The organism is Gulosibacter sp. 10 (assembly GCF_900163695.1).
GTDB lineage: Bacteria > Actinomycetota > Actinomycetes > Actinomycetales > Microbacteriaceae > Gulosibacter.
Map to the genome: position 1 here is coordinate 78,856 of NZ_FUIC01000020.1, position 14,289 is coordinate 93,144.

At 72.0% G+C, this 14,289-nt stretch carries 11 protein-coding genes; 9 read left to right on the top strand and 2 right to left on the bottom strand.

Annotation, left to right across the window (positions count from 1 at the left end; translation table 11 throughout):
- The first annotated feature begins 65 nt into the window (after positions 1–65).
- From FM112_RS08120 to FM112_RS08140, 5 genes are all read left to right on the top strand, one after another.
- A complete protein-coding gene (locus tag FM112_RS08120; RefSeq protein ID WP_087006272.1) occupies positions 66–1,163 on the top strand; it encodes a Zn-dependent alcohol dehydrogenase in 1,098 nt (365 codons plus the stop codon).
- A gap of 123 nt (positions 1,164–1,286) precedes the next feature.
- Entirely contained in the window at positions 1,287–3,881 is a 2,595-nt protein-coding gene (gene valS / locus FM112_RS08125; protein ID WP_087006275.1) for a valine--tRNA ligase, read from the top strand.
- 299 nt (positions 3,882–4,180) lie between these two features.
- Positions 4,181–4,681 (top strand): hypothetical protein, encoded by a 501-nt coding sequence (locus FM112_RS08130; RefSeq protein ID WP_087006279.1) that lies wholly within the window; start codon positions 4,181–4,183, stop codon positions 4,679–4,681.
- The gene (locus FM112_RS08135) at positions 4,681–4,932 is read left to right on the top strand and encodes a hypothetical protein (RefSeq protein ID WP_087006281.1); all 252 of its coding nucleotides are present in this window, start codon (positions 4,681–4,683) and stop codon (positions 4,930–4,932) included. The genes FM112_RS08130 and FM112_RS08135 overlap by 1 nt, the downstream gene beginning before the upstream one ends.
- Before the next feature lie 108 nt (positions 4,933–5,040).
- A complete protein-coding gene (locus FM112_RS08140; protein WP_087006282.1) occupies positions 5,041–7,104 on the top strand; it encodes a M3 family metallopeptidase in 2,064 nt (687 codons plus the stop codon).
- A gap of 16 nt (positions 7,105–7,120) precedes the next feature.
- Here FM112_RS08140 and FM112_RS08145 read toward each other — a convergent pair whose 3' ends face one another.
- Positions 7,121–8,737 carry an ABC-F family ATP-binding cassette domain-containing protein gene (locus FM112_RS08145; RefSeq protein WP_176386738.1) on the bottom strand — a complete coding sequence of 539 codons (1,617 nt, stop codon included), beginning with the start codon at positions 8,735–8,737 and terminating at the stop codon, positions 7,121–7,123.
- Positions 8,738–9,015: 278 nt separating this feature from the next.
- Here FM112_RS08145 and poxB point away from each other — a divergent pair, with 278 nt between their 5' ends.
- Positions 9,016–10,749, top strand: a complete 1,734-nt coding sequence (gene poxB / locus FM112_RS08150; protein ID WP_087006285.1) for a ubiquinone-dependent pyruvate dehydrogenase — start codon at positions 9,016–9,018, stop codon at positions 10,747–10,749.
- Positions 10,746–11,609 carry an endo alpha-1,4 polygalactosaminidase gene (locus FM112_RS08155; RefSeq protein WP_254910418.1) on the top strand — a complete coding sequence of 288 codons (864 nt, stop codon included), beginning with the start codon at positions 10,746–10,748 and terminating at the stop codon, positions 11,607–11,609. The genes poxB and FM112_RS08155 overlap by 4 nt, the downstream gene beginning before the upstream one ends.
- A 21-nt stretch (positions 11,610–11,630) precedes the next feature.
- Here the strand turns inward: FM112_RS08155 and FM112_RS08160 are convergent, their stop codons facing one another.
- The gene (locus FM112_RS08160) at positions 11,631–12,245 is read right to left on the bottom strand and encodes a LysE/ArgO family amino acid transporter (RefSeq protein ID WP_087006288.1); all 615 of its coding nucleotides are present in this window, start codon (positions 12,243–12,245) and stop codon (positions 11,631–11,633) included.
- Between the two features lie 51 nt (positions 12,246–12,296).
- Here FM112_RS08160 and FM112_RS08165 point away from each other — a divergent pair, with 51 nt between their 5' ends.
- Together FM112_RS08165 and FM112_RS08170 are read left to right on the top strand one after the other, a co-directional pair.
- Complete coding sequence (locus tag FM112_RS08165) at positions 12,297–13,259, top strand: LysR family transcriptional regulator ArgP (RefSeq protein ID WP_087006291.1); 963 nt, start codon at positions 12,297–12,299, stop codon at positions 13,257–13,259.
- Positions 13,260–13,300: 41 nt separating this feature from the next.
- Complete coding sequence (locus tag FM112_RS08170) at positions 13,301–14,074, top strand: cyclase family protein (RefSeq protein ID WP_087006295.1); 774 nt, start codon at positions 13,301–13,303, stop codon at positions 14,072–14,074.
- Positions 14,075–14,289: the final 215 nt, after the last annotated feature.

The following is a 14,289-nucleotide window of genomic DNA, read 5'->3' on the forward strand; positions in this document are numbered from 1 at the left end:
TCCGGCGCGCGAGCGGCAAGGACGCCGCCCGCCGAGCGCCGGTCTTCGAGCGCAAAGGAGCACTCATGAAAGCTGCAGTACTCAACGCCGTCGGCCAGGACTTCCGCATCCAGGACGTCGAGCTGGCCGAGCCCATCGGCCGCGAGGTCGTCATCGAGGTGAAGGCCTGCGGCCTCTGCCACAGCGACTCGCACATCCAGGAGAACGACTTCGGCTTCCCGATGCCCACCGTCCTCGGCCACGAGATCTCGGGCGTCGTCACCGCGGTGGGGCCGGAGGCCGCCGACCTCGAGGTCGGCGACCACGTGGTGGGCTGCCTCATCAGCAACTGCGGCCACTGCACGCGCTGCACCACGGGCCGCCCCTGGCAGTGCGAGCGCCGCGAGGAGGTGCAGCGCACGGCGGACCAGCCGCCCCGCATCAGCCGGGACGGCGAGGCCGTCACCCAGTTCTCGGAGCTCTCGGGCTTCGCGGAGTACGTGCTCACGCACGAGAACAACGCCGTCAAGGTGAATGAGGAGATCCCCTTCGAGAAGGCCTGCCTGCTCGGCTGCGGCGTCGTGACCGGCGCGGGCGCGGTGATCAACACCGCCGGCTGCCGCGTGGGCGACACCGTCGCGGTCATCGGCTGCGGAGGCGTGGGGCTCAACGCGGTGCAGGGCGCGAGGATCGCCGGTGCCCGCCGCATCATCGCCATCGACCTCCAGCCCGAGAAGCTCGAGATCGCGAAGCAGTTCGGCGCCACCGACGTGATCAACCCCGCCGAGACCGAGGACGTCGTGGCCCGCGTGCGCGAGATCACCGGCACCGACGGCGTCGACCACGCCTTCGAGGTGATCGGGCTCAAGCCCACCGCCGAGCAGGCCGTGAGCATCCTCGGCACCGGCGGCGGGGCCTACCTCATCGGCATGATCAAGCCGGGCACCCGGCTCGACGTCGACCCCTTCACCGACATCCTCCTGATGCAGCGCAAGATCCAGGGCGTCTACATGGGCTCGACCAACTCGCACCGCGACATCCCCCTCTACGCGGACCTCTACCAGCAGGGCCGCCTGAACCTCGACGACCTCGTCTCCAAGACGATCGCGCTCGAGGAGATCAACGAGGGGTACGAGGACCTCAAGAGCGGCAAGATCGCGCGCAGCGTGATCGTCTTCGACTAGCCGACCGCGAGGCCGGGGCCGGGGATGCGCTCCTCGGCCCCCGCTCCCGTTCCGGGGTACGATGTCCGGGTCGCACAGCAGGCACCCCAGACTCGGTGCCGCCCATATCGAAACGGAGTATGCATGACGGCCACGCCCGCGAACATCCCCGACAAGCCGGCCCTCGAGGGGCTCGAAGCCAAATGGGAAGAGGTGTGGAACGCCCGGGGCACCTACCGCTTCGACCGCGAGGGCACCACCCGCGAGCAGGTCTACTCGATCGACACGCCCCCGCCCACCGCCTCGGGCTCGCTGCACATCGGCCACGTGTTCTCGTACACCCACACCGACGTCATCGCGCGCTACCAGCGCATGATCGGCAAGAAGGTCTTCTACCCGATGGGCTGGGACGACAACGGCCTGCCCACCGAGCGCCGCGTGCAGAACTACTACGGAGTGCGCTGCGACCCCTCGCTCCCCTACGTCGAGGGATTCGAGCCCCCGCACCGCGGCGGCGACGGCAAGTCGATCAAGGCGGCCGACCAGCAGCCGATCTCGCGCCAGAACTTCATCGAGCTCTGCCTCGAGCTCACGCAGGAGGACGAGCAGGCCTACGAGCAGCTGTGGCGCAAGCTCGGCCTCTCGATCGACTGGCGGCAGTCGTACCGCACCATCGACGACAACTCGCGGCGCACCTCGCAGCTCGCCTTCCTCCGCAACATCGAGCGCGGCGAGGCCTACCAGGACATGGCCCCCACGCTGTGGGACGTGACCTTCCGCACCGCCGTGGCGCAGGCCGAGCTCGAGGACCGCGATCAGCCCGGCGCCTACCACCGCCTCGCCTTCCACGGCGACGGGGGCGACGTCTTCATCGAGACCACCCGCCCCGAGCTGCTGCCCGCCTGCGTCGCCCTCGTCGCGCATCCGGACGACGAGCGCTACCAGCCGCTCTTCGGCACGACCGTGCGCACCCCGGTCTTCGACGTCGAGGTGCCGGTGCTCGCGCACCCCCTGGCCCAGCGCGACAAGGGCTCGGGCATCGCGATGATCTGCACCTTCGGCGACGTGACCGACGTCGTGTGGTGGCGCGAGCTACGCCTGCCGAACCGCTCGATCCTCGGCCAGGACGGCCGCATCATCGCCGAGGCCCCCGAGGCGATCACGAGCGAGGCCGGCCGCCGCGTGTACGGCGAGATGGCCGGCAAGACCGTGTTCTCGGCGAAGAAGATCGTGGTCGAGGCCCTCGCCGAGTCCGGCGAGCTCATCGGCGAGCCGAAGAAGATCACCCACCCCGTCAAGTTCTTCGAGAAGGGCGACAAGCCGCTCGAGATCGTGTCGACCCGCCAGTGGTACGTGAAGAACGGCGCCGACGACGAGGCGCTGCGCGCGAAGCTGCTGGAGCGCGGCAAGGAGCTCGCCTTCTGGCCCGACTTCATGCGCGTGCGCTACGAGAACTGGGTCGAGGGACTCTCGGGCGACTGGCTCATCTCGCGCCAGCGCTTCTTCGGCGTGGCCATCCCCGTGTGGTACCCGATCGACGAGGAGGGCGTCGTGCAGTACGGCTCGCCGCTCCTGCCCGCCGAGGAGCAGCTGCCGATCGACCCCTCGACCGACGTGCCCTCGGGCTACGAGGAGTCGCAGCGCGGGCGGGCCGGCGGCTTCGTCGGCGAGCTCGACGTGATGGACACCTGGATGACCTCCTCGCTGACCCCGCAGCTCGCGGGCGGCTGGGAGCGCGACCCCGAGCTCTTCGAGATGGTCCACCCCTTCGACGTGCGCCCGCAGGGGCAGGACATCATCCGCACCTGGCTGTTCTCGACGCTGCTGCGCAGCCAGCTCGAGGCCGATGAGCTGCCATGGCGCAACGCCACCATCTCGGGCTTCATCGTGGACCCCGACCGCAAGAAGATGTCGAAGTCGAAGGGCAACGTGGTCACCCCCGCCGGCCTGCTCGACCAGCACGGCTCGGATGCGGTGCGCTACTGGGCGGCCTCCAGCCGCCTCGGCACCGACGCCGCCTTCGACCCGCAGCGCCCCACGCAGATGAAGATCGGCCGCCGGCTCGCGATCAAGGTGCTCAACGCCGCCAAGCTCGCCCTGGGCTTCGACGCCGAGGGCGCAGCGCCCGAGGCCGTGACGAACCCGCTCGACCTCGCGATGCTCGCGGAGCTGCGCCGGGTCGTCGAGACCGCCACCGCGGCGCTCGAGGAGTTCAACCAGGCCAAGGCGCTCGAGGAGGCGGAGTCGTTCTTCTGGGCGTTCTGCGACGACTACCTCGAGCTCGTCAAGGCCCGCGCCTACGGCGAGACCGAGGCCGGCGACGAGGGCCGCCGCTCCGCGGTGGCCGCGATGCGCCTCGCGCTCTCCACGCTGCTGCGGCTGTTCGCCCCCTACCTGCCCTTCGCGACCGAGGAGGTCTGGTCCTGGTGGCAGGAGGGCTCGGTGCACACCGCTCCCTGGCCCGCCGCCGAGGAACTGCCCGGCGACGGCGAGCCCCGCGTGCTCGAGCTCGCCTCGCGGTCGCTCGTGACGATCCGCGGCGCGAAGACCGCGCAGAAGGTCTCGCAGAAGACGCCGATCCTCACCGCCACGATCGCCGCGCCCGAGCAGGAGCTGGGGCTGCTGCGCGGCGCCGTGGCCGACCTCAAGTCGGTGGGGCGCATCGAGTCGCTCGACCTGGCGGAGGGCGAGGAGCTCGCGATCCGCGACCTCGAGCTCGGCGAGGCGCCCCAGAAGTAGCCGGGCCCGGGATGATGCGGGGCGCCGACTCCCCCGAGTCGGCGCCCCGCCCTGTACCGGCCGATGAGCGGTCCCTCCCCAGGGGCCCGGCGGCACGGGGCGCGGCGGTCGATGCCTGCCGCGCGGAACCACGCTAAACGGAATCCAGCAATCCGGCATCGCCCCGAACGGGCACGATATCTGCAACTATGAATGGATACGCCCTACGCCCCGACGATGAGGTTCCGCTCCGAACCGACCGGTCGGAGCCGGGGGCCGCCTACTAGAATCGACCAATCCGATCTCGACTACGGCTAGGTATGACTGACTCCTCACGCTCCTCCCGCCGCAGCGCACGCGCGGCCGCATCACGCCCCGTCCCCTCGATCCGGCCGCTCCGCTCGAGCGACTTCTTCGCCTGGATCGAGCTCTACGACCAGTACCTGCGGCTCATGGGAGGCGAGTTCACCGACTCCCGCGCGCTGCGGTTCTGGCAGTCGATCGAACGCATGCAGGATGTGGCCTCCTTCGTCGCGGAGCGCTCCGGGCACTTCGCGGGCTTCGCAGTCGCCTCCCCCGTGCTCGACGCCGTCGCCGGCGAGCTGAAGCTCGAGGTGCTGGCCATCTACGTCGAGGAGTTCGAGCGCGACGGGGCGGCCCTCGAGGCGCTGTTCGGGGAGCTGCACTCGCACGCCGCCTCCCTCGGGGCGACCGCGCTCACGTGGCGCGCGCCGATGGGCGACTCCGCCTACACCCGGATGAGCAGCCGGCTCGGCGCGCTCACCGACCTCGGCACCTACGAGATGCCGGTCTACCGCTGATGCGGATCGGCAGCCGGTGGCCCGTGGGCGGCCCCGCCCCGGAGGGCGTGCCGGCCGACTTCGCCGCCGGCGTCCGGGCCGCCGAGGCCGGGCTCGACGGCGGCTCGTGGACGCTCACGTGGCTCGAGGGCCGGCCGATCGCCGAGCACGCCTCCGGGCTGCGGGTCGTGCAGCGCGCCGACGGCCGCATCGAGACGGAGCGGGACGGGGACGACGAGTTCGGGCTCGACGACGAGGACTGGCTGGCCTGAGCCGGCGGCCCCGCCCGCCCCGCAGCGGCTCCCGGACCGCCTGAACGGCCGCCTGCGGCCCCGATCGCCTGAACGGCCCGTGTCGGCGGGAGCGCGTACCCTGACGGCATGAGTGAATCGTCGACCGTGGCAGCGCTGCCAGAGACCAATCCCTTCGCCGCACCGTCTTCGCTCCCCTACGGGCTGCCGCCCTTCGAGCGCATCCGCGAGGAGCACTTCGCGCCCGCCATCGAGGCCGGGTTCGCGGAGCACCTCGCCGAGGTCGAGGCGATCCTCTCGAACCCCGAGACCGCGACCTTCGAGAACACGATCGAGCCGCTCGAGCGCGCGGGCCGGCTCCTCGACCGCGTGCTCGAGGTCTTCTTCGCGCTGACCTCCTCGGACGCCGCCGAGGGCATCGAGCGGCTCGACGAGGAGTTCTCGCCGCGGATCGCCGCGCACTTCGACGCCGTGAACCTCGACTCGCGCCTGTACGAGCGCGTGCACGCGATCTACTCGGCCCTCGACTCGCTCGGCCTCGACCCGGAGCAGCGCCGCCTCGTCGATAAGCTCCACCTCGAGCTCCAGCTCTCGGGCGCCGGCCTCGACGAGGCGGGCAAGGAGCGGCTCAAGGAATTCAACCAGCGCCTCGCCGCGCTCGACTCCGCGTTCGTGCGCAACCTCCAGGGCGACACCAACGCGCTCGCCGTGGTCGTGGACGACCCGGCGGAGCTCGCGGGCCTCCCGGCCTCGGAGATCGACGCGGCGGCGGAATCCGCCCGCGAAGCCGGGCTCGAGGGCAAGTGGCGCATCACGCTGCCGCTCTACACCGGGCATCCCTGGCTCGCGCAGCTCGAGAACCGCACGCTGCGCCAGCGCATCTTCGAGGCCTCCCTCGCCCGCGGCCGGCGCAGCGGCGAGCACGACAACCGCGAGACGGTGCTCGAGTCGGTCCGGCTCCGCGCCCGGCGGGCGCGGCTGCTCGGCTTCGACAGCCACGCCGACCTCGTCGCGGCGGACTCGACCGCGGGATCGGTGCGGGCGATCGACGAGCGACTGCGCTCGCTGGCCATCCCCGCCGCGCGCAACGCCGCGCAGGAGGCCTCGGTGCTGCAGCGGCTCGCCGACGCGCCCCTCGGCCCGTGGGACTGGGCGTTCTACGCCGAGCAGGTGCGGGTGCGGGACTTCGAGGTGGACGAGCAGGCGCTCCGCCCCTATTTCGAGGCCGGGCGGGTGCTGCACGACGGCGTCTTCCACGCCGCCTCGCTCGCCTACGGGCTCCGCTTCGAGGCCAGGGAGGATCTCGCAGCCCACCATCCCGAAGCCCTCGTCTTCGAGGTGTTCGACGAGGACGGCTCGGGGCTCGGGCTCTACATCCTCGACCTCTACGCGCGCGACATCAAGCGCGGCGGCGCCTGGATGTCGACCTACGCGCAGCAGAACGAGCTGCTCGGCGAGCGGACCGTGACCTTCAACATCCTCAACGTGCCGAAGCCGGCCGCGGGCGCCCCGACGCTGCTGACGCTGGACGAGGTCGAGACGCTCTTCCACGAGTTCGGCCACGCGCTCCACGCGCTGCTCGCGCACGTGCGCTATCCGTACTTCGGCGGCACCGACGTGAACCGCGACTTCGTCGAGTTCCCGAGCCAGGTGAACGAGATGTGGATGCTGCGCCCGGAGGTGCTCGGGCGGTACGCCCGCCACCACGAGACCGGCGAGCCGCTGCCCGCCGAGCAGGTGGAGCGGCTCAAGGCGGCCGCCGCGTTCAACCAGGGATTCCAGACCGCCGAGTACCTTGCCGCCTCGGTGCTCGACATGGCCTGGCACAAGCTCTCGCCCGAGCAGGCCGAGGCGGTGACCGACGTCGAGGCCTTCGAGCGCGAGACGCTCGACGCCGCGGGGCTGCTCATCGACACGGTGCCCACCCGCTACTCGTCGACGTACTTCCAGCACATCTTCGGCGGCGGCTACTCGGCGGGCTACTACGGCTACATCTGGAGCGAGGTCTTCGACGCCGCCTCGGTGGAGGTCTTCGAGGCCTCGGAGGACGTGCGAGCCACGGGCGAGCGGTTCCGGCGCGCGGTCCTCGAGCCGGGCGGCTCACGGGACCCGCTCGAGCTCGTGCGCGATTTCCTCGGCGACGAGGCGAGCGTCGAGCCGCTGCTGCGCCGTCGCGGCCTCGTGCAGCCGTAGCGCTGCGCAGCGCCGGTCAGCCGCGCCCGTCCGGTCCGCGCTCGCGCAGGCCGTCCTCGTCGAGCTCGAGCCACGTGCCGATGCCGAGCCGGGCGAGGAAGGCCTCGTCGTGGCTGACGACGAGGAGGCCGCCGTGATACCCCTCGAGCGCGCTCACGAACGCGTCGACGCTCGGCAGGTCGAGGCTGTTCGTGGGCTCGTCGAGCACGAGCAGCTGGTGCGCCGGCCGGGCGAGGAGCAGCCTCGCGAGCGCGACGCGGAACCGCTCGCCGCCGGAGAGGTCGCCGACGCGCTGCCGGATGCGATCGCCGCGGAACAGGAAGCGCGCCAGGTCGGCCCGGATCTCGTGCTCCGAGGCCTCGGGCGCGGCCGCCGCGATCGTGGCGAGGATGCTCTCGCCGTCGTCGAGGTGGTCGAGGCGCTGCGGCAGGAGGCCGATCCGCCCGGTGCGGGGCACCGCCCTGGGCGCGCCCGCCTCCCGGAGCTCCGCGTCGAAGAGGGTGGCGAGCAGCCGGGTCTTGCCGATGCCGTTCGGGCCGGTGAGCGCCACGCGCTCCGGCCCCTGCAGCACGAAGCGGTGCCCGTGCGCGTCCTCGAGCTCGGCGAGGCGGCGCGAGGCGGGCACCGCCGTCTCGGGCAGCTCGATGCGGATGCGCGAATCCCGCCGCAGCCGCGCGGCCTGCTCGTCGACCTCGGCGCGCGCGTCCTCCACCCTGGCGTCGTGACGGCCCCGGAGCTTGCCCGCCGAGACCTGCGCCTCGCCCTTGCGGAGGTTCATGATCATCTTCGGCTTGCGCTTGTTCTCGAAGTCGGTGCGGGCGTAGCGCTGCCGCCGCGCCAGCTTGGTCTGCGCCTCGATGCGCTGGCGCCGCTCGGTCTTCAGGGTCTGCTCGGCGGTGCGCAGCGCCTGCTCGGCCGCCTGCTGCTCGCGCTCCACGTGCTCGCGGTACTCGTCGTACGGGCCGCCGAAGACGGCGATCGCGCCGTCCAGGAGCTCGGCCGTGTCGTCCATCCGGTTGAGCAGCTCGACGTCGTGGCTCACGACGAGGAGCGTGCCGCGCCAGGAGGAGATCAGGTCGTGCAGCAGCCGCCGGGCGCGGCGGTCGAGGTTGTTGGTCGGCTCGTCGAGCAGCAGGACGTCGTGCCCCGCGAGCTGCAGGCCGATGAGCGCGATGAGCACGGTCTCGCCGCCGGAGAGGGCGCCCACGGGCCGATCGAGCGGGATGCCGGCGAGCCCGACGCGGTCCAGGGCGGCCTCGGCGCGGGCCTCGACGTCCCAGTCGTCCGCGAGCGCGTCGAAGCGCTCCGGGCTCGCGTCGCCCGCCTCGATCGCGCGCAGGGCGTCGAGGCGCTCGCGCACGCCGAGCAGCGCGGCCACGGTGTCCTCGGTGCGGAGGGAGAGCTGCTGCGGCAGGTAGCCGACGGAGCCGGAGACGGCGATCGTCCCCGCGGAGGGCTCGAGCTCGCCGAGGATGAGCCTGAGCAGGGTGGTCTTGCCGGTGCCGTTGGCGCCGATGAGCCCCGTCCGGCCGGTGCCGAAGGCCGCGTCGAGGCCGTCGAGCGCGACGGTGCCGTCGGGCCATTCGAGGCCGACGCCGTCGAGGACGATCGCGTGATGCTGCGAGATGGACATGATGCTCCGAGGTGGTCAGTGGCGGTGCTGCACTGACTCCGGAGCCGCGAACGGGCCGTCTTCGAGGTCAGCGCACTGGACGTGCGGTGAAACGCTCGAAGATCTTCACGATGGCAATCCTCACGACGGGTCGGATGAACGCTGCAGACCATATCCCCTCCGCAGCCGGAGCGCAACCGTCCGGCGCCGCGGCCGCTCGCGCCGTTCCCACCTTCCGATGCGCCCGCGCTCCTAGGCTGATGCCACGAGCGACCGGAACGAAGGAATCGAGGGCCCCAATGCCGACCATCGCCCAGACCATCGTGGAGACCATCAAGGACGCCGGCGTGCGGCGGGTCTACGGACTGCCCGGGGACTCCCTCAACGGCTTCACCGACGCGCTGCGGCGCGACGGCACGATCGCGTGGCAGCACGTGCGCCACGAGGAGGCGGCGGCGTTCGCCGCGGCCGCCGAGGCGGCGCTCACGGGCGAGCTCGCGGTCTGCGCCGGCAGCTGCGGACCGGGCAACACCCATCTCATCAACGGCCTGTACGACGCGAACCGTAGCCGGGTACCGGTGCTGGCCATCGCCGCGCAGATCCCCGGCGCCGAGGTGGGCGGCACGTACTTCCAGGAGACGCATCCGCAGGACCTGTTCCGCGAGGCATCCGTCTACACCGAGCTCGTGAGCGTGCCCGAGCAGCTGCCGCACGTGCTGGAGATCGCGATGCGCACCGCGGTCGAGCAGCGCGGCGTGGCCGTGGTGGTGATCCCCGGCGAGGTGTTCCTCAAGGACAGCCCCGGCACGCGGCGCTCGGCGCCGATCGCCTACGCGCCGCGGGTCGTGCGGCCGGCGGATGCGCAGCTGCGGCAGATGGCCGACATGCTCGACGAGGCGAAGAACGTGACGATCCTCGGCGGCGCCGGGGTCGAGGGCGCGCACGACGAGCTCATCGCGCTGGCCGAGCGGCTCAAGGCGCCGGTGGTGCACGCGCTGCGCGGCAAGGAGTTCATCGAGTACGACAACCCCTACGACGTGGGCATGACGGGGCTGCTCGGGTTCTCCTCCGGCTACCGCGCGATCGAGAGCGCCGACGTGCTGCTCATGCTCGGCACCGATTTCCCGTACCGGCAGTTCTACCCGTCCAAGGCGAGGATCATCCAGGTGGACATCCGGGGCGAGCAGCTCGGCCGGCGCACGCCGGTCGATCTCGGTCTCGTGGGCTCCGTGAAGGACACGATCGACGCGCTCCTGCCGCTGCTGCGGGAGCGCACCCGCAGCAGGCACCTCGACTCCTCGAAGCGCCACTACGAGAAGGCCCGGAAGGGGCTCGACGAGCTGGCCGACAACGATCGCAACCGCACGCCCATCCATCCGCAGTACGCCGCCAGGCTCGTCGACGAGCTGGCCTCGGACGACGCCGTGTTCATCCCCGACGTGGGCTCGCCGACGGTGTGGGCGGCGCGCTACCTCACGATGAACGGGCGGCGGCGTCTGATCGGCTCGTTCAGCCACGGCTCGATGGCGAACGCGCTGCCGCACGCGATCGGCGCGCAGTCGGCCTTCCCGGACCGTCAGGTGATCGCGCTGGCCGGCGACGGCGGCCTGGCGATGCTGCTCGGCGAGCTGCTGACGCTCCGGCAGCTCAACCTGCCGGTCAAGCTCGTGGTCTTCAACAACGCCTCGCTGAACTTCGTGGAGGTGGAGATGAAGGCCGCGGGGTTCGTGAACTACGGCACGGAGCTGGACAACCCGAACTTCGCCGATCTCGCGACGGCCGCGGGCATTCACGGCCGCCGGGTGGAGCAGCCGGACGACCTCGAGGCGGCGCTGCGGGAGGCCCTCGAGCACGACGGCCCCGCGCTGGTGGACGTCGTGACCGCCCGGCAGGAGCTCTCCATCCCGCCCACCGTCACGGCGGCGCAGGCGAAGGGGTTCACGCTGTACGCGATGCGCACCATCATGTCCGGCCGCGGCGACGAGCTCGTCGACCTGGCCGAGACGAACGTCTTCCGACGGCTGTTCGATTGAACCGGAGCCTCGGCCGGCGGGGCCTGGCGCTGCTCGCCGCCGCGGCGATGGCGCTGCTCGCGGGCTGCGCTGCGGGGCCCTCTCCCGGTGAGGGCCCCGCGACCGACGGGAGCGCCGGAGCCGAAGAGAACGCCGCGGCCGACGGCGCGTACGCCGCCCCGGCGCCGGGCGCGTTCGACTATCAGCTGGGCGGCGCGTACGAGCCGCCGGCCGGCACCGGGATCGTGGTGCGCGACCGCACCGCCGCGCCGCTGCAGGGCGGCTACTCGGTCTGCTACGTGAACGGGTTCCAGACGCAGCCGGGCGAGGAGGGGCGGTGGCGGGACCTCCTGCTGACGGATGCGGCCGGCGATCCCGTCCGCGACCCGGACTGGCCCGACGAGCTCCTGCTCGACACCTCGACGGGCGAGCGGCGCGAGGCGATCGCCGTGCTGCTCGGCGAGCAACTCGAGGGATGCGCCCTCGACGGCTTCGACGCGGTCGAGTTCGACAACCTCGACTCCTTCCTCCGGTCGGAGGGCCTGCTCGAGCCGGCCGACAACCTCTCCCTCGCCGAGCAGCTCGTGGATGCGGCGCACGGGCTCGGCCTCGCCGCGGCGCAGAAGAACGCCGCGGAGCTGGCCGCGGCGGGCGCCGGGGCGGGCTTCGACTTCGCGATCGTGGAGGAGTGCGGGGAGTACGGGGAGTGCCAGGCGTTCCTCGACGCCTATCCGGTGGTGCTCGACGTCGAGTACGTCGACGGCGATCGCTTCGCGGAGCTGTGCGCTTCGGGGGCGCTACCGCCGAACGCCATCCGCCGCGATCTCGCACTGGAGCCGGCCGGTTCGCCGGGGCACGTCTTCGAGCGCTGCGAGGCGTAGGCCGCGCCGCGCTCCCGGCGTCTACGCCCCGATCCCGCCGAACGCGAGGCGGAGCGCGATCGCGATCATGACCGCCGCGACGATCGAGTCGAGGATCTGCCAGGAGCGCGGCGTGCCGAAGAACCGCGTGAGCGCCCTCGCCCCGTAGCCGAGCACGAAGAACCAGAGGATGCTCGCGAGCGCGCCGCCCGCCACGAACCACCACCGCTCCGGATCGCCCTGCGCGTTGCCGATCGAGCCCATGAGCACCATCGTGTCGATGTAGACGTGCGGGTTGAGGTACGTGATGGCCAGGCAGGCGAGGATGGTACGCTTGCGCGAGGTCTCGCGGCCGTCCCCCGCGATGAGCGCCTGCGGCCGTCGCGCCCGCCGGAACGCGGTCCAGGCGTACCAGAGCAGGAAGGCCGCGCCGCCCCAGCGGGCGATCTCGAGCACGAGCGGCGCGCGCTCGACGACGAGACCGATGCCCGCGACGCCCAGGAGCTCGAGCAACGCATCCGTGAGCCCGCAGATGAGGATGATCGGCAGGATGTGCTCGCGGCGGATGCCCTGGCGCAGGATGAACGCGTTCTGCGCGCCGATCGCGACGATCAGCGAGAGCCCGCTGCCGGCGCCGATGAGAAGAGGAAGAAGCACGGCGACGACGCTACGAGATCGCCACCGCCCGCCGCTACATCAGCGTGCCTCATGATTCTCAGGCATCATAAGCAGAACTTCATCTCCAGCATTCGGATCGGAGCCGCCGTGGACCTGCCCGTCGAGCACCTCACCACCTTCGCCGTCATCGTCGAGGAGGGCAGCTTCGAGAGCGCCGCGAGGCGCCTCCACGTGACGCCCTCGGCGATCAGCCAGCGCGTGCGCGGGATGGAGCAGCGCGTGGGCACGGTGCTGCTGCGCCGCACCCGTCCCGTGGCGCCGACGGAGGCGGGCGAGGCCGTGCTGCGGGCGGCCAGGCAGGTCGAGCGCATCGTCGACGACGTCTCCCTCGAGCTCGACGGCGGGACCTCGGGCCGCTCGCTTGTGCCCATCGCGGTGAACTCGGATTCCCTGGCGACCTGGTTCATGCCGGCGCTCGCGCGCGCCGCGAGGGAGACCGGGGCGCGGTTCGAGCTGCTGCGCTCGGACGAGACCGTCTCGGCCGAGCGGCTCCGCAGCGGGGAGGCCATGGCGGCGCTCACCGCCACGGCCGAGGCCGTGCCGGGCTGCGTCTCCTCCCGCATCGGCGCCGTGCGATATCGCGCCGTGGCCGCGCCGGGGTTCGCGGCCGACCACTTCGCCGAGGGCGTCTCCGCGGACTCGCTGCGCCGCGCCCCGGTGCTCGACTTCGACCGCCACGACCAGTTCCAGAACCGCTTCATCCGCAAGATCACGCGGGCGCAGGTCGAGCCGCCGCGCCACTTCATCCCCTCCTCGGCGGAGTTCACGCTCGCGATCGAGCTCGGGATGGGCTGGGGCATGCTGCCGGAGCGGCAGGCGGAGGAGCTGCTCGCGGCCGGGCGGCTCGTCGAGCTCGCGCACGAATCCACGGTGTCGCTGCCCCTGTACTGGCAGCGGTGGAACCTGCGGTCGCCGGTGCTCGACGGGCTCAGCCGGATCGTCGCGGAGGAGGCCGCGACCGCGCTCGGCCGCGGCGGGCGCCGCTCGGTATAGCCTTGATCCGCCGTACTTCCGCCCCTCAACGAGGAGGACCCATGTCCCTCATCCCCAGCCTGCTCGGCGCGCTCGGCTCCGGCTCGCTCCGCATCGTCGACCTCACCAACACGCTCCAGGCCTCCACCCCCGTGCTGCGCCTGCCCGAGCCCTTCGAGAACCTCATCGACTTCTCGCTCGAGACGGTCAGCGAGTACGACAAGCCCGGCCCGTTCTGGAAGCACGCGAACATCCACACGGGCGAGCACATCGGCACGCACATCGACGCGCCCGTGCACTGGATCAGCGGCCGCGACGGGCACGACGTCGCGAGCATCCCGCCGGCGCGCCTGTTCGGGCCCGCCGCGGTGCTCGACTTCTCGGCCGAGGCCGAGGCGGACAACGACTTCCTGCTCGACGTGCACCACGTCGAGGCGTGGGAGGCCGAGCACGGCGCGTTCGAGCCGGGCACCTGGCTGCTGCTGCGCACCGGCTGGGATCGCTACGCCGACTCGCAGGAGGCGTTCATCAACGCCGACGAGAACGGCTCGCACACCCCCGGGTTCACGGCGGAATGCGCCGAGTGGCTCGCGGGCCGCGAGGAGCTCTCGGGCGTGGGCGTCGAGACGGTGGGCATCGACGCGGGCCGCGGCGCCGAGCTCGACCCGCCGTTCCCGATGCACTACCACCTGCTGGGCGCGGACAAGTACGGCATCACGTCGCTGCAGCACCTCGAGCAGCTACCGCCGAAGGGCGCGGCGATCGTCGTCGCGCCGCTGCCGATCGTCGGCGGCACCGGCAGCCCCGCCCGCGTGTTCGCGCTGCTCGACGCGTAGCGGCGCTCCCGCCTCGCCCCGGCCTCCCGCAGCGCATTGGTCACCGCGAAGTTCCCCGACCCGACCACGCCGAAGCAGTGCTCCGCGCCGAGGCGGGCGAGGGCGCGGCCGACGAGATCGGCGACGGTGGGGGATGCGGGCATGGCGGGCCTTTCGAGGAGCGGAGCGGCGGCGAGGCCGGGCCGGAGCTGCGGACGCTGGCCGAGGCGGGCGGC

What these genes read in the sequence shown, in the direction of transcription:
- FM112_RS08120 (WP_087006272.1), top strand. Translation starts at nt 66, where the DNA reads ATGAAAGCTGCAGTACTCAACGCCGTCGGCCAGGACTTCCGCATCCAG.
- valS (WP_087006275.1), top strand. Translation starts at nt 1,287, where the DNA reads ATGACGGCCACGCCCGCGAACATCCCCGACAAGCCGGCCCTCGAGGGG.
- FM112_RS08130 (WP_087006279.1), top strand. Translation starts at nt 4,181, where the DNA reads ATGACTGACTCCTCACGCTCCTCCCGCCGCAGCGCACGCGCGGCCGCA.
- FM112_RS08135 (WP_087006281.1), top strand. Translation starts at nt 4,681, where the DNA reads ATGCGGATCGGCAGCCGGTGGCCCGTGGGCGGCCCCGCCCCGGAGGGC.
- FM112_RS08140 (WP_087006282.1), top strand. Translation starts at nt 5,041, where the DNA reads ATGAGTGAATCGTCGACCGTGGCAGCGCTGCCAGAGACCAATCCCTTC.
- FM112_RS08145 (WP_176386738.1), bottom strand. Translation starts at nt 8,737, where the DNA reads ATGTCCATCTCGCAGCATCACGCGATCGTCCTCGACGGCGTCGGCCTC.
- poxB (WP_087006285.1), top strand. Translation starts at nt 9,016, where the DNA reads ATGCCGACCATCGCCCAGACCATCGTGGAGACCATCAAGGACGCCGGC.
- FM112_RS08165 (WP_087006291.1), top strand. Translation starts at nt 12,297, where the DNA reads ATGATTCTCAGGCATCATAAGCAGAACTTCATCTCCAGCATTCGGATC.
- FM112_RS08170 (WP_087006295.1), top strand. Translation starts at nt 13,301, where the DNA reads ATGTCCCTCATCCCCAGCCTGCTCGGCGCGCTCGGCTCCGGCTCGCTC.